The sequence below is a fragment of the Lysinibacillus fusiformis genome, from assembly GCF_016925635.1.
Classification (GTDB): Bacteria; Bacillota; Bacilli; order Bacillales_A; family Planococcaceae; genus Lysinibacillus; species Lysinibacillus fusiformis_F.
The window spans coordinates 4931648-4952985 of the sequence record NZ_CP070490.1 but is presented as its reverse complement, the minus strand read 5'-3'; the positions used below and the strand labels follow the sequence as shown (position 1 = coordinate 4952985).

Annotated in this window: 13 protein-coding genes, 3 pseudogenes and 1 riboswitch; of the genes and pseudogenes, 13 read left to right on the top strand and 3 right to left on the bottom strand. The window is 37.7% G+C overall.

All coding sequences use genetic code 11. From position 1 onward, the window contains the following. The first annotated feature begins 262 nt into the window (after positions 1 to 262). From JTI58_RS24500 to JTI58_RS24480, 5 genes are all read left to right on the top strand, one after another. On the top strand, positions 263 to 3109 hold the full coding sequence (locus tag JTI58_RS24500) for a hypothetical protein (protein WP_205444299.1): 2847 nt from the start codon (positions 263 to 265) through the stop codon (positions 3107 to 3109). A 153-nt stretch (positions 3110 to 3262) separates the two neighbouring features. Next, the gene (locus JTI58_RS24495; protein ID WP_205444298.1) at positions 3263 to 4564 is read left to right on the top strand and encodes a hypothetical protein; all 1302 of its coding nucleotides are present in this window, start codon (positions 3263 to 3265) and stop codon (positions 4562 to 4564) included. 308 nt (positions 4565 to 4872) lie between these two features. Further along, on the top strand, positions 4873 to 6093 hold the full coding sequence (locus JTI58_RS24490) for an MFS transporter (RefSeq protein ID WP_205444297.1): 1221 nt from the start codon (positions 4873 to 4875) through the stop codon (positions 6091 to 6093). Positions 6094 to 6112: 19 nt separating this feature from the next. Beyond that, positions 6113 to 7528 (top strand): M20 family metallopeptidase, encoded by a 1416-nt coding sequence (locus JTI58_RS24485; protein WP_205444296.1) that lies wholly within the window; start codon positions 6113 to 6115, stop codon positions 7526 to 7528. Between the two features lie 68 nt (positions 7529 to 7596). Next, entirely contained in the window at positions 7597 to 8562 is a 966-nt protein-coding gene (locus JTI58_RS24480) for a glutaminase (protein ID WP_205444295.1), read from the top strand. Positions 8563 to 8595: 33 nt separating this feature from the next. Here the strand turns inward: JTI58_RS24480 and JTI58_RS24475 are convergent, their stop codons facing one another. Then, a complete protein-coding gene (locus JTI58_RS24475; protein WP_205444294.1) occupies positions 8596 to 9933 on the bottom strand; it encodes an amino acid permease in 1338 nt (445 codons plus the stop codon). A 165-nt stretch (positions 9934 to 10098) separates the two neighbouring features. Continuing rightward, positions 10099 to 10175, bottom strand: a riboswitch (glycine riboswitch). Positions 10176 to 10476: 301 nt separating this feature from the next. On the opposite strand from JTI58_RS24475, the gene JTI58_RS24470 reads away from it, so the two are divergent. Further along, the gene (locus tag JTI58_RS24470) at positions 10477 to 11247 is read left to right on the top strand and encodes a hypothetical protein (RefSeq protein WP_205444292.1); all 771 of its coding nucleotides are present in this window, start codon (positions 10477 to 10479) and stop codon (positions 11245 to 11247) included. Between the two features lie 578 nt (positions 11248 to 11825). Here the strand turns inward: JTI58_RS24470 and JTI58_RS24465 are convergent. Then, the gene (locus JTI58_RS24465) at positions 11826 to 12212 is read right to left on the bottom strand and encodes a rhodanese-like domain-containing protein (protein ID WP_004231073.1); all 387 of its coding nucleotides are present in this window, start codon (positions 12210 to 12212) and stop codon (positions 11826 to 11828) included. 263 nt (positions 12213 to 12475) lie between these two features. On the opposite strand from JTI58_RS24465, the gene JTI58_RS24460 reads away from it, so the two are divergent. From JTI58_RS24460 to JTI58_RS24435, 6 genes and pseudogenes are all read left to right on the top strand, one after another. Continuing rightward, the gene (locus JTI58_RS24460; protein WP_141905527.1) at positions 12476 to 13255 is read left to right on the top strand and encodes a lipoate--protein ligase family protein; all 780 of its coding nucleotides are present in this window, start codon (positions 12476 to 12478) and stop codon (positions 13253 to 13255) included. A 200-nt stretch (positions 13256 to 13455) separates the two neighbouring features. Continuing rightward, a pseudogene (locus tag JTI58_RS24455) lies at positions 13456 to 14253 on the top strand (ribonucleotide reductase N-terminal alpha domain-containing protein); the annotation flags it as partial. Between the two features lie 93 nt (positions 14254 to 14346). Further along, on the top strand, positions 14347 to 15228 hold the full coding sequence (locus tag JTI58_RS24450) for an endonuclease domain-containing protein (protein WP_205444288.1): 882 nt from the start codon (positions 14347 to 14349) through the stop codon (positions 15226 to 15228). 207 nt (positions 15229 to 15435) lie between these two features. Then, positions 15436 to 16110 (top strand): annotated as a pseudogene (locus JTI58_RS24445) (ribonucleoside-diphosphate reductase); the annotation flags it as partial. 510 nt (positions 16111 to 16620) lie between these two features. Beyond that, entirely contained in the window at positions 16621 to 17250 is a 630-nt protein-coding gene (locus JTI58_RS24440) for a restriction endonuclease (protein ID WP_243456249.1), read from the top strand. Between the two features lie 61 nt (positions 17251 to 17311). After that, a pseudogene (locus JTI58_RS24435) lies at positions 17312 to 18439 on the top strand (ribonucleoside-diphosphate reductase); the annotation flags it as partial. A 592-nt stretch (positions 18440 to 19031) separates the two neighbouring features. On the opposite strand, the gene JTI58_RS24430 reads toward JTI58_RS24435, so the two are convergent. Then, positions 19032 to 20459, bottom strand: a complete 1428-nt coding sequence (locus JTI58_RS24430) for a serine hydrolase domain-containing protein (RefSeq protein ID WP_205444284.1) — start codon at positions 20457 to 20459, stop codon at positions 19032 to 19034. 433 nt (positions 20460 to 20892) lie between these two features. Here JTI58_RS24430 and JTI58_RS24425 point away from each other — a divergent pair, with 433 nt between their 5' ends. Beyond that, positions 20893 to 21327, top strand: coding sequence for an SMI1/KNR4 family protein (locus tag JTI58_RS24425; protein ID WP_205444282.1), 435 nt, complete (start codon positions 20893 to 20895; stop codon positions 21325 to 21327). The last annotated feature ends 11 nt before the right edge of the window (positions 21328 to 21338 follow it).

Below are 21338 nucleotides of genomic sequence, written 5' to 3'. Positions count from 1 at the left end.
AGCATAAGTGCATACATTTTTTTAACACCTTTTAATCTCATCGTAGATGCTACGAATGCAGGTTAGAAGGCTTTTGTTTGAAGTTGTGTTTATTTAAATGCATTAATAAATCAAAAATAATAAAATGATATCAAAAAAATATTATTTTGCAAAATGAGAATCAGGAGAAAATACACTTTTTACAATACTTACCGTAGAATCAAGGAAATTATGGCCATATGACCGATATAATTCATTAGAAGGATTGAGGAGGTCAATAGATTTGAATAAAAAATTATTTTTAACAGCAGCAGCTATTCCTGTAGCACTTATTGTTTCAACTGTAGCAGGTGCAACTGAACTAGTTTCAGTCAGTGGGAAAAATATTGTCAATGAAACATTGAAAGTGGATAAATTACCAAATGAAACTATCGTCAATGCCTATCAATGGTATTACCTAGAGGAAATTACTGGTGAAGAGGGTTCAACAAATAAGCCGATTCCTGGTGCTACGTCCATTTCCTTAAAAGTGCCCATCGAAGCAGCTGGAAAAACCATTTTTGTGGAAGCAACTACGACAGAAAATAAAAAATTTCAAAGTGAACCACGCAAAATTCAGCCATTAGATCTTGAAATCACCATTCCAACTTTAGAAGGTCAATCTTCTGGTTTTGCAGCACCTGGGGAAACAGTGAAAGTAGCTGGTATTACTGTCACTGATAAGAATGGTGCAGAATTGCAAAGTGGTCAAATTACATATAGTTATCAATGGTTTTATAAACTGGGTGATAACTCCTTTACTATCATAGAGGGAGCTACAGGTAGTACCTATACGATCCCAAAGGATGCTATTGAAAAGGATATTAAGAATATTGCTGTTACAGTTAAAGCAAAAGTGGGTCTTTCTTTTGCGGAATCTAAACTATCAGATACCATTACAGTATCAAAAGAATCTACAGATACTTTAACTACCGAAATTGAAACTTTATTGGTCAATGACAATAAATACAATGTATCAAGCTTAGAAGCATTCAGTGCTAAAGTTGCGGAACTAGAAAAAAACTATCAATCTTTATCAGCAGCAGCTAAAGGGAATGTGTCCAATTACGATGTCTTAAAGCGAGCGCTTGCTGATGTTGAATTACTAAATAAGTTAAATGAAAAATGGAGCAAAATAGAGACTAGTAATGAAAAACAAATTAAAGAAATAGAGGAGGCTTATAATAAGCTAGATCTGTTACAGCGTAGCTTAGATGTAAATGAGACCTTATATAAGAGCATTAAAAATCTATTAAATGAGCCAAATGATCTTGAAGAGATAAAAGCAGTGAGAAGTCTCAATCAAACCATTATTAATTTACTAACTTATGAGAATTCACTTGTGAAATATGTAGCTGCTGATGTTGATTCCTTACAGGAGATTGTGAAGACGCTTGAAGCAGATATTGAGAAACTATCACAAAGCTACCGAGCTGCTGTTCAAAACCAAGCCATTTTGACTGAGGCTAAATCGGATATTAAAAAGGTCGAGCAATTTATTAAATCATTTGATAAATTAGCTACAAATATTACACCGAATAAACAAGTGACGACAGCTAAATCCATTCGAACAGCCTATGAAAAATTAACGTATAAACAATTAAAATTAGTGCCAGATGCGTATGTGCAACGTTTGACTACAGCAGAACGTGCTGAAGAAAGCCAAATTACAAAACTAAATCATGATATAGATAGCTATATTGGTGATGATGTCTATCCGTTCGATCCGTCTGCGGGTTCATGGCAAAGTCATGTCAATAATGTCAATCAACTGATCAAAGAATACAAGAGCTTAACGAAAGCCTCAGCAGCACAAATCATTGGCTATGATAGTCTTGTTACCTTACAGAAAGATTTAAAAGCAGCCGAAAAAGTAAATAAAGATATGGATGCGTATCAAAAGCTATCTGCAACCACTGGTGTTACGGAAAGTAAACTTAATTCAAGCTATACAAGTACTTTAAAAGCTTATAATAATCTTACGAATTTACAGCAGTCACTTGTATATAATGCTGAAGATTTTTTACTAAACACGCCAAAGATTTCTGTTGATGGCAATGGTAAAGTGCCTACTGATAAAGCAGCAGCAGAGGCGTTAAAGACGGATATCGCCAAATTTGCGGATGTGACGAAATATTCATTCAATCAATTAGAAACGGCTGTTGATACAGCTACCGAATCTTATAAAAAATTGTCTTCAGCTGCAAGAAAATATGTGACAAATTATTATTTATTAACGGCGGCAAAGAAGGATATTACGGGTGTGAAATCATTCTATAAAAAAATACAGACTGCTAGAGAAGAAACAGATGCTGCGAAAAAAGCTAAAAAAATTGAAACAGTGCAAAAAGCTTATGCAAAATTACCAGCGAATCAGCAGCATTTAGCAAAAGAACAATATGAAGCTTTATTAAAAAATCAAAATATCGATGAAAATGCATCGAAGCTCACACAGCTAAATAATGACATTGCTACAATTGTTGCCAATAATCTCTATGTCGTAACGATTGAAACAATTAAAAATCTTTCTACGCAGTATAGTAGTCTTAGTTCAAGTGATAAAAAGTTGATTACGAATTATGATATTTTAAAAACAGCGCTTGCAGATGTGAAAAAAGTGGAAAGCTTTATGAAGACCTATGAGAAATCCTTTGCGACTAATCCAAGCACCGTTATCAAGGCATTTGAAAAGCTTACATCTAAACAAGTGAGCCTGATTGATGCAGGGACTCGACAATTGATTATTGATCAGCAAAAAGGACAACAGCAAACGAATGAAAATGCGTTGTCGCTAATTGAATCGATCAATTTACTTCTTGAAAAAGGTGAATATATTGATGGTTTGCAGGAGAAAGTAAGTGAAATCCGTAAAGCCTATGATGCTTTGAGTGATGCTGATAAGAAGGTTGTTAAAAATTATTCGAAGCTCACACAAGCAGAGGGTGATTTGAAAAAGGTTGACGAGGTGCATACTAAATACGAACCAGCAGGGGGCGATGAAACAGCGCGCAAAGCATGGAAAACTGCCTATGGTAAGCTTTCTAAAAGATTAGAATTACTTTATACAAAAATGTATCCAACTGAGCAATAATAGTTACTTCTAGATGGCCTCGAACAGTTTTCGAGGCTTTTCTTTATACATAAGATTTGTCTAGTAATTTGATTGTCCGCTATACTAGGTACAACAAAGGAAGAAATAGTTTACATAAAGATGGTAGTTTCACAAAGAAGGTAGGAACAAAAGATGTATAAAATAGGTGTTGTTGGTCCCATTCAATCCGTTGAAAGAATCATTGGATTAGCGCGAGAAATCGAACAGGATATGGAATTTATTCCGTATATATATAAAGTGGCGACGGAAACAAAGCATCTTGTGGAGACACATAATCAGGCTGTAGATTTCTGGCTATTTTCTGGCTACATTCCCTATAAAATAGCCAGTCAAACGAGTGTTTCTAAAGATAAATTGACCCATATTATTTTTTCCGAAGCGGCCATTTATCGAGGGTTTTTAGAGCAGTCCTATCAACAAAAAAAGTTTATTGAAAATGTCAGTATTGATATTATTCCTTCGCCTTCTCAAATGGCTTCAGAAAGTCTTGCGGAGATTCAAAATAATGTTCATCATATGTATCTAAAGGAATTTGATGTGGCTATTGATCCACAAGAGTTATTTGATTTCCACTATAGTCTTTGGCAGGCGGGAAAGATTGATTTTGCGATTACTTGTTATCCTTCTGTTGATGAAGAGCTGAAGAAACGTGGTGTTCCGTCTTATTGGGTTTCTCCGACAAAAACTGAAATTTATCATACGGTTCAGCTTTTTACAGAAAAGATCAAAACGTCCTATTATAAAGAAACGCAAATTGGTGCGGTCATGCTTGAAATAAAAGACTTCGATTCATTAAAAGAGCGCATGAAGCAAGGCTATCGTATTCAATATTTAGAGTTGCGTACGAAGGAAAATCTACTACAGCTCTGTGAACAGATTGATGGCTCTCTTATTGAAGAGGGGAACGGCAAATATACGATCTTTAGTACAAGAGGAGCTATTGAAGGGCAAATACGATTTTTACAAGAAAAAATGTATCAGTTATCGATTGAAATGGAGGCAAAGGTGACAGCAGGTATTGGTTTTGCTCAAACAGTGTTCAATGCCGAGTTACATGCTCACCGAGGACTAAGACAGACAAAGGAAAATGAAGCTATTGATATCGTGATGATACAGGATGATGGCACCATTATTGAATCGGTAGGAAATGTAGAAGAGCTATCTTATTCCTACCGAGCAGAAGACCCTTATATTTTAGAAAAACTAAAAAAAGGGAATATTAGTATTAAAACCTATATGAAAATACATGCACTCGTACAGAAAATGCGCTGGAAGCATTTTACGACAAAGGATTTAGCGACACAGTTGCAAATGAGCGAAAGAAATGCCCAACGAATCGTGGCAGATTTATGTAATGTCGATTTAGCGAGAATTTGTGGAGAAGAATTGCAGCATACGCGAGGTAGACCTATAAAAATGTATCAACTTGTCTAAAAATTTATAATAATGTCCCATGCCAATAAGTGGTGTGGGACATTTTTTGTGCTTTTTTTAGAAGAAGCTCTTAATACAGATAAATCAACGAATTCAGCGACTTTTTAGGTAAATAATAAGGGGATGCGAAGACGATTATCTATTAGAAATTTTCAAAAAAATATTGTTTTTTCATTGAACTTTGATTATTATACGAATATATAACGAAATTGTCGGTATATAAGAGGGGATTTATTGACAGGGGGCAATGATAATCAAGAACGGTCATGGCAATAAAGAGAAGATGTCTATATATGGGAGGGATATGAATGACAACAAATGAAGTAACGAAAAAATCTAGAAATGTCATCCTTGCACTATTATTTTTAGGCTGGTCCTTAGGGAATTTGGATCGCTACATTATGAACTATGCAGTCGTTTCGATTACAGGGGATTTGCAATTGGATGCATCTTCTACGGGTATTATTTTAAGCGCTTTCTTTTTAGGTTATGCCATTATGCAAATACCGGGTGGCTGGCTTGCGGATAAATTTGGCGCAAAACGAGTTTTATTGATGGCGGTTATCATGTGGTCTATTTTCACGGGCCTAACGGCGATTGCTTGGTCTTTAACAGCGATGATTGTGATTCGCTTTTTATTTGGCATTGGCGAGGGTGGATTTCAGCCATCAAGCTCTAAGATTATAGCTACGATCTTCCCGAAAGAAGAAAGAGGAAGAGCAATGTCCATCATGCTTACTTCTGGTGGGATTGTCTCACTCATCGTGCCGCTGCTAGCTGCCTATTTATTAGGAACGATTGGCTGGCGCATGATGTTTATTATCATTGGGGCCATTGGCGCAATAGTTGCCTTTTTATATTGGAAATATATTAAACTTCCGCAAGACGAAACAGCTACAGCTGAAACAGAAAATCCTGCGAATAAAGTGAATTTTAAAGAGTTATTGAAAACACCACTAATGTGGAATTTAATTATTGCTTATTTTTGTATTTATGCAGTGAACTGGGGATTAGTTTCTTGGATTCCAACATATCTTCAAAAAAATCGAGGCTTGGATTTAATGTCCATTGGTTGGGCACAAACAATACCTGCCATTACAACGATTATAGGTGTATATGGTAGCGGATATATCATTGATAAGCTACCAAAAGGGATGGATAAAGTGTTAGGCTCTATCTCCTGCGCAGTTATTGGTCTTTTATTGTATTTAATGTTTACTGCCGAAACAGTAACGTTATTTATTGGCTACCAAACGGTCGTGTCAATCTTTATTGCATTTGTCATTACATTACTACCTGTTATTGTACTGAAGAAATTACCTTCTTCTATCACAGGTTCTGCGATGGGGATTGCCAATACAGGGGGGCAATTAGCCGGGTTTGTCACACCAATGGCGATTGGCTTTATGGTTGATGCCTTTAATGGCTCCTTTGATGCAGCCTTTTGGATGTTAATTGGCTTTGCGCTTATCTGTATTGTGTCGCTTGTCACGCTAAACGACCAAAAAGGAACACTGTTAAAAGCATAATGAAAGTGGAGGAATGAAAATGAGTTATCATGAAAAAATTTCGACGTTAATTGAAGCAAAACAGCAAGCTACGGTAGCATTAAGCGATGCGATTTGGGCTGTGCCTGAGCTTCATTTTCAAGAAAAAAAATCGGTGCAATATATGAAAGAGGCACTAGAAAAAGAGGGCTTTCAAACAGACGTTGGTGTTGCTGGTCTTGAAACAGCGCTTGTTGGAACGTATGGTTCTGGAAAGCCTGTCATTGCCTTTCTAGGTGAATATGATGCGCTTCCGGGCTTGAGTCAAAAAGGTGGGGCAACACAACATGAACCTCTTGTGGATGGTGGAAGCGGACATGGTTGTGGTCATAACTTATTAGGTACAGGCGCATTCGCAGCTGCTGTAGCTGTGAAGGATTATTTAGCGCAAAATCATCAATCAGCAACAATCCGTTTTTACGGTTGCCCTGCAGAGGAGAATGGATCTGGTAAAGCTTATATGGCAAAAGCTGGTCTTTTCGATGATGTTGACATCGCGATCTCTTGGCATCCAGGTACTTTTTCGACCGTGATGACGTGTAGTTCTCTAGCAAACTATGCCGCAACCTTTAAGTTTACGGGCAAAAGTGCGCATGCGGCGGCTGCACCACATCTTGGGCGAAGTGCTTTAGATGCTGTTGAGCTTATGAATGTTGGGGTAAACTACTTACGAGAACACATCATTCCAGAAGCGCGTGTGCATTATGCCATTACGAATTCAGGTGGAACTTCGCCAAATGTAGTTCAACCATATGCAGAGGTAACGTATCTTGTTAGAGCACCTAAAAAGCAGCAAGTGCAGGAAATTTATCAGCGCGTAGAACAGATTGCAAAGGGTGCCACAATGATGACAGGGACGTCAGTGGACATTGAGTTTGAAGGCGCTGCTTCGGATTTGATTACAAATAAAACGCTTTATGATGTAATGTATCAACAAATACTTGAAATTGGCATGCCAGACTATACAATAGAGGATGAACAGTACGCAAAGGCTATTTTCAATACGTTTACGCCAGAAGTACAAGCCGCTTCATTAGTGGGCTTGCGTAAAGAAGATGCCAAGCAATTACAAGGAAAAGTGATTGCTGATCATGTTCCAGGCATGCTACCTGAATTTATTATGGGTGGCTCTACCGATGTTGGAGATGTCAGCTGGAACGTACCAACCGTGCAGTGTACAACGGTATGTATGGCATTAGGGACACCGTTGCACACATGGCAGGTGGTGTCTCAGGGAGTTATGCCAATTGCGCATAAAGGTATGCTACAGGCTGCTAAAATTATGGCTTGTACAGCTTTAGCGTTGCTGGATAATCCTACATACATTGAAGAAGCGAAAAAGGAATGGCAAGAACGTCTTGATGGAGAAATATATCAATCATTAATTCCAGAGGGCACACAGCCACCTAAGCGCTAACAGGATAGAGTCTTCATAGGAGAACTATGAAGGCTCTGTTTTTGCCTCATTTGAAAGGAGAACGTGACATGTCAACACAACCCAATCATCAGCATCATCTTGTAGCACAATGGGTATCACAGTATCGTGCAGCTGCCAACGAAGGGCAATGTGCTAGTTATATCCCTGCCTTAGCCCAAAAAGATCCCAACCAATTAGCTGTGGCAATTATTGGGACAGATGGCCATGAAATCAAAGCAGGAAATACCGAAGAACTATTTACCCTTCAAAGCGTTTCCAAGGTCATCACATTTATATTAGCCTGTATGGATCGAGGCCTGCCATATGTTTTAGAAAGAGTAGATGTTGAACCAACAGGAGATACCTTTAACTCAATTATTCGCTTAGAAAGCCATCAGCCAGGTAAACCCTTTAACCCGATGATTAATGCTGGGGCTATTACGGTGTCCTCCATGTTGGCTGGTCATTCTCCACAAGAGAAGGTCACAAAGATTCTACAATTTTTAGAGCAAATCATCGGCAAGCAATTAAGTATCAATGAAGAAGTGTTCGAGTCAGAGTGGCAAACGGCTAATCGTAATCGAGCATTGGCCTACTACTTAATGGATTCTGGCTTTCTAGATTGTTCAGTAGATGCGGCCCTTGAGGTTTATTTGAAGCAATGTGCAATTGAAGTCAATGTATCAGATTTAGCTATGATTGGCTTAGTTATTGCCAATGATGGCTATCACCCACTGTTAAAGAAACAGCTATTCCCTAAACAAGTGGCGAAATTAGCGAAGGCTTTGATGGTGACATGTGGTATGTACAATGCCTCAGGGAAGTTTGCAGCATTTATTGGCCTCCCCGCAAAAAGTGGTGTATCAGGTGCGATTCTTGCCGCTGTTCCAGGACATGCAAGCCTGAACTCCCCGTTTCCTACCGGCTGTGGTATCGGAATTTACGGACCAGCGATTGATCCAATAGGAAACAGTGTGGCAGGTGTACAGTTGCTGAAACATCTAGCAACAGAATGGGATATGACAATATTTTAATAAGTGAAAATGATTTCAGCGCTTTGTCTGAAGTCATCTTTTTTTCATTTTGTAAATAATAAATAAAGCGATAAACCAAATCGGTGTTAACAGCAGTGCTGTACGCGTAGCCTCAGAAATAAACATCACAATTAATAGAAAGGCAAAGAACGCAAGCACGACATAGTTGATAAAAGGTGTCAGCGGTGCTTTGAAGGTTGAAGCTTCATGTAAGGCACGTTTTTTTCGTTTGTAGATGATGTGCGATATGATGATAATGCTCCACACCCATATAAAACAAATTGCACTAATCGTCGTCACAATACTAAAGGCATTCTCTGGCATCAACTTACTTAATAGAGCGCCAACTGATACAACAATAGCAGATATAACGAGTGCATTACTTGGCACACTATTTCTGTTGAGCTTTGCAAATGCTGGAGATGCCTGTTTGTTGTTGCCAAGAGTATAGAGCATCCGACTTGTGGAAAATAAACCACTGTTACCTGCTGAAGCGGCTGAAGTAAGGACAACAAAGTTTATAATACCAGCCGCAATTGGAATACCAGCTAATGTAAATACTTGGACAAATGGACTGCTTGAGGCAGACATTTCATACCATGGGTTAATACATAGAATGACAAATAATGCTCCTACATAAAAGAGCAAAATACGAAATGGAATTTTATTAATGGCGGATGGAATATTTTTTTGAGGATCTGCTGTCTCAGCTGCTGAAACTCCCACTAATTCCACACCAACAAATGCAAAGACAACCATTTGGAAGGCCATTAAAAAGCCATATATACCATTTGGGAACATACCCCCATGTGCCCACAGATTTTCAACTGATACTGTTCCCGAGCTAGTTTGAAAGCCTGTCACTAACATAATGAGACCAATGATGATAAGTGCCACAATCGTAATAACTTTAATAATAGCGAACCAAAACTCTAACTCACCAAAAAGCTTAACCGTTAATAGATTGAGTAGTAACAACAATACGAGACAACCAATAGCGGGCACCCATTGTGGGATATCAAACCAATATTGTGTATAAACCCCCACTGCAATAATGTCTGCCATCGCCGTCATTATCCAACAGAACCAATATGTCCAGCCTGTCACATAACCCGCCCAAGGCCCTATGTATTCGGATGCAAAATCCGTAAATGATGAATAGCCTGCATTGGATAGTAACAATTCACCTAAGGCACGCATCACAAAAAATAGCGCAGTACCTACAATTAAGTAAGCTAGAATGATCGAAGGTCCTGCTAAGGCAATGGCTTTCCCAGAACCTAAAAATAAACCAGTCCCAATTGTTCCACCAATGGCAATAAGCTGCACATGGCGATTTTTTAAATCACGTTTTAATTGTTGCTGTTCCACGTTAATCCCCCTCAAGATGCATAAAAAACTATGACTGGAAAAATAAAAAGAGACTAGTTGTGACACTAGTCTCGGAAAAACGTCAGAATAACAAATACCATTTACTCGCAGATGTCTACATGAAATAGGTTGAATATTACATGTAGCATCGCTTATAAAAGCTGCTATTACTCCTCTGTCCTTTTGCCTGAGATAGTGAACCCTTCGGCGACGCAATGTGCGCTCTCTCCAGAACTGCTCCTGCTATAGTTTGATCCATAGCATTCATAGCTTATTAATTTCATAATCAAATATTATTGTAAGATACTATACATCCTATCAGTGCTTCCAAAATTATTCAACAATAAATTTTGACTATTTTCTGAAAAATAGAAGAATAGGGTTCGTAACTGGTATATCTCTAACGAAAAATAGGATTTTTGGTCATACAAAGTGTTTGATGAAGGGGTGTTTAAAATGTGAGGTGTAGTGGCTGATTCTATGGAAGCTAATATAGTGATAATGAGCAATATTCTGAGGGGATTACTTTAAGTGGAGTAGGCAGTGATGAATTTTATTAGGTATACTCTTGAGAGAAGCGAAGTGCTCAAACTTATTGGAAGATCGCTCATAGTAAGTGTCGAAGCGCTCATCCTTATGAGAAAGCTGCTCCGAAAAGGTGTGAAAGTGCTCAAACTTAAGAGGAAGCCGCTCCAAAAGTGTGTCGAAGCGCTCATCCTTATGAGAAAGCCGCTCCAAAAGTGTGTAGAAGCGCTCAAACATATGAGAAAGCCGCTCCAAAAGAGTATCAAAGTGCTCAAACATATGAGAAAGCTACTCCAAAAAGGTGTGAAAGCGCTCAAACATATGAGAAAGCCGCTCCAAAAGTGTGTCGAAGCGCTCCTCCTTATGAGGAAGCCGCTCTCAAAGAGTATCAAAGCGCTCAAACTTAAGAGGAAGCCGCTCCAAAAGGGCGTAGAAGCGCTCATCCTTATGAGAAAGCCGCTCCAAAAAGGTATGAAAGTGCTCAAACTTAAGAGGAAGCCGCTCCAAAAGGGCGTAGAAGCGCTCAAACTTAAGAGGAAGCCGCTCCAAAAGAGAGTCAAAGCGCTCAAACTTAAGAGGAAGCCGCTCCAAAAGTGTGTAGAAGCGCTCAAACATATGAGGAAGCCGCTCCAAAAGAGTCTCAAAGCGCTCATACATATAAGAAACTCGCTCCAAAAAGGTGTCAAAGCGCTCATACATATGAGAAAGCTGCTCCAAAAAGGTGTGAAAGTGCTCAAACTTATGAGGAAACAGCGCTCCAAAAGAGTATCAAAGTGCTCATCCCTATAAGAAACCCGCTCCAAAAGAGAGTCAAAGCACTCAAACTTATGAGGAAGCCGCTCCAAAAGAGAGTCAAAGCGCTCAAACATATGAGAAAGCCGCTCCAAAAAGGTGTGAAAGTGCTCAAACTTATGAGGAAGCCGCTCCAAAAGAGTATCAAAGCGCTCATCCTTATGAGGAAGCCGCTCCAAAAGAGTATCAAAGTGCTCATACTTATAAGGACCCCGCTCAAAAAAGGTGCCAAGGCGCTCAAACTTATGTAAAAGCCGCTCACAAAGTGTGAAAAAGTGCTCATTCTAATATGAAGACCGCTCAAAGTAGGTGTCAATTATATGGAGACCACTCCCAAAAGAAAGTCAAAGCACTCATGCTTATGTGAAAACCTGCTCAACGACTTGGTATCAAAAAGTGGATTATATTGCGTCTCGTTGCTTTATCTTTTTCTGTCCAATGTATGATTAGGGACTTAGTATACACGAAGCTGGCACATCATCATTTGCAATAGATATAATATAGTAGAAACTCTGAATTTTTTAAAAAAGAAGCCGTCTCATAGTTCTTTGAGACGACTTCTTTACATGAGAGCATTAATATTTTTTTGCTTTTATTTTACCTGTCCAAGTTTTGAAACCACCTTGAAGTTGGTAAATTTGGTTGTACCCACGTTTTTTAAGAAATAATGCAGCACGTGAGCTACGGCCTGTATTTTGACAGTATAGATATACTGGTAAATCTGGGCGGATTTCTTTATAACGTTGACGTAGTGTTGTCGAAGGAACATTTCGTGCACCAAGAATGTGACCAGCATCAAATTCTTTTTGCTCACGAACATCGATCAGCTGGGCTTTACGATAGCCTTCTATGAATTGCTCTTGCGTTAGGTTGGTTACGGCTTTTTTGAGTCGTAGTGCATTAATACCGATATATGCAATTGTGACTACTAAAACGACACCGATTGTGATAAGTATGTCCAAGATTTTCTTACCCCTTTCTATCTTCTCTATTATTATAAAAGATGCGCTAGCGATAGTCCAATGAGTTTGATAAAATTAACTAGGTTGTGGCGAATTCATCTATCTCGTTACACAAGCAATCGTTCGCAACTTGAACTGTAGAATATTATTCGTTAAAGTTGAACCACAGGTGGGGCCTGATGGATCATTTTATATTTGTAGGAGATGAACATATGACAACTTGGTATTTTTTAAATTCAGGGAAATGTAGTCCTTCTTTTAACATGGCACTAGATGAAGCATTACTTGATTGGCATAGTGAGGGGTTAATTCCACCGGTGATTCGTTTCTATGAGTGGGAACCTGCAACATTGTCGATTGGTTATTTTCAACAAGCCAAAAGAGATATTAATTTAGATGCTGTACGTGAACAAGGCTTAGGTTTTGTACGACGTCCTACAGGTGGACGAGCTGTCTTGCATGAACATGAGTTAACTTATAGCGTTATTGTGACGGAAAGCTATCCGGATATGCCAGAATCTGTGACAGAGGCCTATCGTGTGTTAAGTGAGGGAATCTTGCAAGGTTTCCATAACCTAGGTATGGATGCCTATTTTAGTGTACCTGATACAGAGGAGAAAAGAGCTGACTTGAAGAGTCCGAAAAGTGCTGTTTGCTTTGATGCACCAAGTTGGTATGAACTTGTCGTGGAAGGAAAAAAAATAGCGGGAAGTGCCCAAACACGTCAAAAGGGTGTTATTTTACAGCATGGCGCCATTTTATTAGATTTGGATCAGGAGAAATTATTATCCGTATTTAATTTCTCAAGTGAAGAAGCGAAGAATCGTATGCGCAGAAAGCTACCAGAAAAGGCTGTTGCCATCAATAGTCTTGTAAAAGAGCCTGTGACAGTTGAGCAGTGTGTGACAGCTTTTCGAGACGGCTTTGCAAAATCGTTGCAAATTGAATTAAAACCATTTACACTTTCTGAGGAGCAATTAGAATATGTCCGAGCTTTAGAAGAAAAAAAATATGCTTCTGATGAGTGGAACTTTAAAAAGTAAAAAATGGTATGGAAAAAATATTTTTTAATGTTCAACCCTAGTCATAACAAGTAGTTCGGAATCTATTAAAAAAAGCAAGAGTTGAATTAAAAAACTATATATAGTATCTTTTTAAAAGACATATACACAATATGTAGTGTTTAACGACACAAGATATTGTGTATTTATTTTGTAATGAAGAAAACAAGGGAGGCAAAACGATGGTACTCACAAATCATCAACCCGAAGTAAACAATCAATTTGAACAGTTAAACAAAGATATTGAACAATTCCCACAGGTACACCCCGTAACGTCTGATATGCATATTACACACAAAGGTGTATCAAGACTCGTCATGATCGATCGCTATTCGTTTAAAGACACAGAAAAGAAAACATTGAAAGCCGGCGATTTTGTTGTATTAACGGTAAAAGCTGACCCAAAATTTCCTGCACGTGGTTTAGGGACAATTCAAAAGCTGGACATGTCTACAAAAACAGCAGATATTTTGATTGAGGAAGATTATCGTAGCGCATTAGACGATCCGCAAGAGCAAGAAACGGGAGTGATTACGCGTTCAATTGACGTGCTAGAAAAGCCTCTTGAGATTTTTTATGAACAAATCGCAAAACGAAATGCAACAGGCCTTGCTGCTGTTGAAAAAACACCCGAAAAACGCCAAGAATGGTTTGAGAAATTTTATAAGCAATTAGTATCTTTAAAATTCATTCCTGCAGGACGAGTGATTTATGGAGCTGGATCTGAAACAGATGTAACTTTCTTTAACTGTTACGTGATGCCATTTGTAGCTGACTCTCGTGAAGGGATTAGTGATCACCGTAAGCAAGTAATGGAAATTATGAGTCGTGGTGGTGGTGTAGGAACAAATGGTTCAACATTACGCCCACGCAACACATTAGCACGTGGTGTAAATGGTAAATCATCTGGCTCTGTCTCATGGTTAGACGATATTGCGAAGCTGACTCATCTTGTCGAACAAGGTGGTAGCCGCAGAGGTAAGCATAATCTAAGTGCTTCTGCGTAAACAAACCTCGTGAATTGCTGGAAACTCTTTAACGGAAATATTGTCACTTTAATCGAGGTGGGAAATATGGATGTTTATGATGCGATACAACCACAAACTTGTTTAATATGTGGTTTTACAATAAATCATAATAAACAAGGATGGTTTACGTCTCATTTGAAAAATGAGCATAATTTAACATTAGATAATTATTTAATATCTTATTTTTATCCAATAGAAATGGTGATCTGCCAATATAGTTTATGTAATAAAAAGGTTAAACTGAGGCGAGGTATTCCTAATCAATTTTGTTGTAGAAGCTGTCGAGGAAAAGGTGAGCCTTTAACTTGTGTAATTTGTGGGAAACTATTCGATGAAATACATCGGCAGACTAAAACTTGTAGTAAAGAGTGTGCGAGTAGACTTCGATCCCAAAATACAGGTAAGTGGCATAATGACATGCCAAATGAACAAAAAAAGGTTCATTTTAATAATATCATTTCAAAAACAGCTAAAACTAGAAAAATAAATGGAACGCCTTCATGGAATAGCGGTAAGACAGGGGTTTATAGTAAAGAAACCATTGAAAAGATTCGACAAGCTGCATTAAAGCAAATAGAGAGGGAAACGTTTAGAAAAACTAGTATTGAAACAGCTTTAGAGAATTTCTTAGTTGAACAATCAATCACCTACAAATATTCCTTTATATTTGAAGGTGCACAATTTGATTTCTTACTAGTTGGGACAAATATTCTAATTGAATGTGATGGTGATTTTTGGCATGGGAATCCAAAATTTTATTCCTCTTTTTATGAGGTACAAAAGAGAATAAAAGCTAGGGATATCGAAAAAAATCAAATTGCAGCAGCTAATGGATACACTTTACTCCGTTTTTGGGAAGATGAGATAAAAAATGATTTTGAAAATGTTAAAAAACGCATTATAAATGCACTGCTAGCTACAACGTAATCGGAAACGGTAAACGTGAATGCTTGAAAATAGTAGTGGGATAAAGACAATCAGCAGCCAAGCTCCTTTTAAAGGGGAAGGTTCAACGACCATCGAAAACACGCTAAGTTAGCGGAAGTGAGTAGAGTAGGAGTGAAGCCACTCCGAAGTGCGAGGGCATCTAATAAGATGTAAGATATGGTCTCAACTTCTATGGTGACATAGAGAGTGGGTGTAGCGAACCCGCGTAAGAAATCGGCACAAATGATTATGCTAGCAGATTGGCATCCAGATATTGTGGAATTTATTATTTCGAAAATGCAAAATCCACGTATTCTGCGTTACCTGATCGAAAATACAACGGATGAAACAATCATTCGTCTAGCAAAAGAAAAATTAAACTTCAAGCCACTTTCTATGCAAGAAGAAGCGATGTATCAAGGCATCGTGAACTACAAAAATATTGAAGGCTTAGGTGGATTCGATACAGCGATCATTCGTGATGCTGAAAATAAATTACGTGATGGTGGCACATACACAGTTCATAACCCAGAGTTTTTAACAGGTGCCAATATTTCTGTGACATTAACAAAAGAATTTATGGAAGCAGTTGAAAAAGACGCTGACTTTGAGCTTCGTTTCCCAGCCGTTGAAGAATATACAAAGGAAGAAATGAGCGTTTACAACACGAAATGGCATGAAGTTGGTGACGTTCGTGAATGGGAGAAAATGGGCTATAAAGTCCGCACATACCGTACAATTAAAGCAAAAGAGTTATGGAATTTAATTAATGTATGTGCAACATACTCGGCAGAGCCAGGTATTTTCTTCATCGACAACGCGAATGACATGACAAATGCAAAGGCATATGGTCAAAGTGTTGTAGCGACTAATCCGTGTGGTGGACTTCGCCTCACGTTAAAAATTGCGGGATAAAGCGGGAAGGCTGAGATGCTAATCCGAACCGAAGGCTAATGGTAAAGCTTTAGTCAGGGGCAACGCATACCCGGTGATCCTACTTTGTAGACTATAATCCGGGCACGAGACCGCAACATTACACATTCATTAAAATTCAAAATTGCCTAATGTAAGAAAGGCTGTGATAGAAATGAATAGAGGTTATGCAGGCTTTTATAAATCACAATATTTAAGAAGCTCTTATGAGTATGCATACGCCAAATTTCTAGATTATCATTGTATTTCTTGGGGCTATGAGGATAGAGTATTTAATATAGGATACAAATTTATAAACCTGATTTTTTCTTTTATAACGATGCCGGCAATCTTATAAAGATTGTAGAGATTAAGTCTCGCGATAACGAGGCAAAAGAGAAAGCTCTAAAGGCTCTAAATGTTATTAAAACAACTTATGGTATTGATTGCGAATTGATTTCCTATGAAGAGTTGCTCGATATGTATAAACTTGTTCCATTTTCACTCACATCAACGATTACAGAATGGATAGAGTCGAATAATACAACAATAAACAAAGCTGTATATGGTAAATACAATGGACATTTCAATCAAAAACATACTGACCAAACAAAAAGAAAAATCGGTCAGCACACTAAGAAGTTGTGGGATTCCAATAGTCCAGCAAAAGCTAGAATGATTGAAGGTTTAAGAAAATCTGGCTTGGTACAAAAAGGTAAGCAGAAGAAGCCCCGAGAGCAAAGAATTTGCAAAAGTTGTGGGCGCGAATTTGAAGTAATTATTACTTCATCCAAATTGTTTTGTACTCAAGTGTGCGCTGGAAATTCGAATATAAAAATCGCCACACAAGTTTATGTTGAAAATCGAGCAAGTATACATCAAGAAATCAAACAAACTGTCATACAATGGGCAATCGATCATACTGAAATAATAACTGTAACACCCTTGAATAAAATAAAATCAACGCTTAATCCATTAATTGAGCAAATTTATCAAGAATTTGGTGTTAAAGATTTTAGAGTAATTTCAAAAGCAGTCTTTGGTGAAGATAGAGGAAGAAAAGAATTACTAAGGTTTATGAAAAAAGTGTGTAATGAAAATGTATGCTGAACTTGCAGGAATTGAACTGTAAGAACTAAAGGATAAAAAGCCTTTAGGATAACAATTATTGGAACAACCACTTGCACCATATTCTGTCTGTAACTTAGCTGCTGTGAATTTAGCACAGTTTGCGAATAAAGAAAATCAATCAGTTGATTACGAAGCACTACGTGAAACAGTTCGTGTTGGTGTTCGTATGCAAGATAACGTTATTGATGCAACACCGTACTTCTTAGAAGAAAACCGTGTACAAGCCCTTGGCGAGCGTCGTGTTGGTTTAGGGGTTATGGGCTTAGCTGATTTACTTATTTACTGTGAAAAAGAATATGGTTCTGAAGCAGGTAATGCGTTAGTCGATGAAATCTTTAAAACAATTGCTGAAACTGCGTATGAGGCATCTACAGAGCTTGCGAAAGAGCGAGGTAGCTTCCCATTCTTAGTTGGTGCTACAGACGAAGAAACAGCTCGTTTACGTAAAGCCTTTACAGAAACAGGCTTTATGCAAAAAATGCCTGCTCACATCAAAGAACAGATTTTAGCGACTGGTATCCGTAACTCGCATTTATTAACAGTTGCACCAACAGGGTCAACAGGAACAATGGTAGGGGTAGCAACAGGTCTTGAGCCATACTTCTCCTTCACGTACTACCGTTCTGGTCGTCTAGGCAAATTCATTGAAGTAAAAGCCGAAATTGTCCAAGAATATTTAAACCGTCATCCAGAAGTAAATGAGCAAGAGCTTCCAGAGTGGTTTGTCACAGCAATGGAGTTGAAACCAGAAGCACATGCTGATGTGCAATGTATTATTCAAAAATGGATTGATTCGTCCATCTCTAAAACAGTAAATGCACCAAAAGGCTATACAGTACAGCAAGTAGAAAAAGTATATGAGCGACTTTACAAGGGTGGCGCTAAAGGTGGTACGGTCTATGTCGATGGTAGCCGTGATTCACAGGTACTTACACTAAAAGCTGAAGAAAATGATATGGATCAATTGTCATTTGAAGAAGAATTGGTAGAAGAACATACAAAACGTCCAGTTGTACTAGTGGACACAATCCAAGCGTTAGAGTCAACAACCGTTATCGGCTCAGACGTAGGGAACACATGTCCAGTATGCCGTAAGGGAACGGTTGAAGAAATGGGCGGCTGTAATACATGTACAAACTGTGGCGCACAGTTGAAATGCGGTCTGTAAATAATATTTTCAATCAAGTTGTGTAGATTGGAAATAAAGTCGTATCGTTTGAAAAAAGATGTATCATTTCAAATAAAGCTATGTAGTTTTTTTAAAAAATCGCAACGCCTCTCCCCTTTGGATCATAGTAATCTATAGGGGAGCTTTTTGTATCTTTAAAACAAAGTTTAACCGTTTGTAAGAAAGTTGTACCGTTTTGAAAAAAGAAGAACTGTTTTTTTAGATCTTAGCATGATAATTTATAAAAGGTTGATAAAAAAATCTTGTTATATGCAGGATTCTCCCTTATTCAGCAGTCGGGCCAGATTGTTGAATAACAGTCTTTTAAGAAATGTTACCTAACGACGCTTGTACAAAAATAATATTGTTGCTTAATTTACAATTAAGTCATTTGAAAAATAATAAAGTTGTTTAAACATCCTTATTCCACAAACAGAGCAGGTTAGTGGAAGCAATAGTAATTGGGTATGGTTGGTAAAATTGCCGATGGTATTAAAAAAGACACCGAAGTGTCTTATGTTTTCAAATTAAGCATACTGATAAATTGAAATTTAATTACTTAAAATTATGTTTATCTTGGGACCGAGGTATTTTATCGGTGAGTGTATACAAACCATGCAATGCTTGCTGTTAATAATGCTGACGAAATCAAAGCTGTAAGACCACTATATGTTTGCCAAATAAGTATCGTTGACCAATCGAAAGCACAGCACAGTATACCCAGGGCAATTGTAGAGATTAGGAAAATAACGGTTACGATTATTCTCCTTTTTGTCATTGGCTGCCGCTCATTCGTTTTCCTTCTGCGTAATCCTAAGAGAAATAGCAGAACAGCCAAAAGGCAAAGAATAATAGTGACAGTTGACAAAATGATATCCAAAAGCTGTGTGCCGCTTATTTGATATGACTGAGTTAGATTGCCGTCTAATATATCTTTAACTTTTAGTACCAGATTTATATTGGTATTTGCACCGTTGCTCAGCAAGCAGATGGCTGTTCGTTCATTTAGCAGTATGGCTACTTCGGTTCTGAAATTTGGATTGCCCCCAGTGTGTTCTATAATCGTTTGGTCAGCGTTAACCAACCAACCTGCCGCATAATACATATCGTTGACAGCCGAAACAGACATATCACCCCTATGTGATTTTTCGATAACCGTGTGGAATATTTCGGGTATGTCCTGCACAATACCCATCTGTATGCCCATCCAATGCGCCATATCTTTTGTATTAGAAATGATGTAGCCTGCGGGTTTATTTCCAGCATAATCAGGAGCTTTAAATGGAGTTGTCATAAAAAAGGAAGAACGGTAGCCCTGTGCCAACTGTCCAGTGGCTTGAGCATCTTCTTTATAAACATACGTCTGGTGAAGACCTAACGGCTGAAATACCTGTTCCCTCATAAAGTCTTCATAGCTTTGTCGCGACACAATCTCAATAACCAAACCCAATACGTCATAATTAACCGTTCCATAGTTATACTGTTCACCGGGAGGGAACGCCAAATCAGCATCTACGAGCATTTCCACAGTCTTTTGCAACATATTCGGTGAATTGCCTTGTGGAATATTTTTGGTATGCCTAATATTTGTTAGACCACTGGTATGATGAAGAAAGTTATTTAGTGTAAGGCTTTGCATATCAACAGGTTTCCCTTGATACTTTAATGTAAACCAAGGTAAATATTTTTGGACAGGGTCAGTCATTGAGAGCAGCCCTTGCTCTTCCAACAGCAAAATACCCATACCGGTAAAAGCTTTACTGACCGAGGCTAACTCATAGAGTGTATTTTCACTTGCAGACAACCCCTTTTCACGGTCAGCATACCCTGAAGAAAAGTAGAACACTTCATCATCAGCAAGTATTGAGATGGACATTCCCGGCACACCTGATATACGAGAGGCATCATCTAGCAACGCTTGTATTGCCGCAGATTTCGAATCTGACAGAGCATAACTTTGTGTTGTGAATCCTGAAAATAATACAAATATCGTTAATACAAAAACAATGAACTTTTTCATAAACTCTCCTTTTTGAAAAATTATAAGAGAATAATATAAATAACCTACTTTTACAAATACAAAACTAAATTATAATTTATCTTTCTATTCACCTATATAATATCAAGTAATTGTGAAGAGTTATACTTAACGAACAGATGCGTTAGTTCTATAAGAAAAACGATCTTCAACAATCGGTTGCAATTATGGAGCAACACAGGTAGAAAATAATCAAACTTTTTTATAAAAACCTAACTTAAAACTGCTAAAGAAGAATCCCTTTTGATCAATCTTTTTTCAAAACTTGTTCTTTTATAATAAAGATGGTTTTTTGTTGGAAATTTATATTAACAAAGTGTACTTAAACTATCGAAGCAGTTTAGTGAAAAGGAATGTCTTTTAATAGTGGTGAATTATTATCTAACTAGACGATTTTAAGGATGGTGTTACATAGATGTGGAAGTACTATATAAGTTCGGTATCAAAAGATTACTCTTTCAAACCACCAGCATCTAATGCTGAAATAATTCAAATATCAGAGGAATTAAATGTGAAATTACCAAATAAGTTGTTTGATTTATATAATGAAACAAATGGAGTGTTTGATAGTTTCGGCTGTCCTTTAATATGGTCAACTTCACAAATAGTAAAGGATAATTTATTTTTTAGAAATTTTAGTGACTATAAAGATATTTATATGCCATTTGACCAACTGTTATTTTTTTCAGATAATGGATGTGGTGACCTATTTGGCTATCAAATATTAAATCGTAGCATTCAAACAGAAGATATTTATGTATGGAACCACGAAGATGACAGTAGAACGTGGGTTGCTTCTTCATTGGAAGTATTCATTAAAGGTTGGATGACTGGCGAAATTACTACTTAGATAATATTTTG